We start from the raw sequence: 275 nt of genomic DNA on the forward strand, positions 1-275 counted from the left end.
GCATCAGCGCCTCGGCGGGCATCGCCTGCACTGCCACCGTTAAGGCAGTGGACGGCGGCTTCGTTCCGCTACTGCGCGTGACGGTGTAGGTGACCGTCACCGACTTGCCCAAGTTGTAGGCGATCACCGACACCGGAATAGTTATTTCCCGGCTACTTGGTAGTACTTGCACCGGCGTGGGGTGAGACCCGCCCGGGGCGGTGCCGGCCGCCCCGGTCCAGGTCACGCTGACTTGGTCGCCGGGCTGGATACCGTAATCCGGAATCACCACGGTC

Annotated in this window: 1 pseudogene; it reads right to left on the reverse strand. The window is 65.1% G+C overall.

The features are described from left to right. A pseudogene (locus tag HU806_RS26320) lies at positions 1 to 275 on the reverse strand (hypothetical protein); the annotation flags it as partial.

Origin of the sequence: Pseudomonas sp. SWRI154 (assembly GCF_014268645.1) — a bacterium.
In the GTDB taxonomy this organism is placed as follows: Bacteria; Pseudomonadota; Gammaproteobacteria; order Pseudomonadales; family Pseudomonadaceae; genus Aquipseudomonas; species Aquipseudomonas marvdashtae.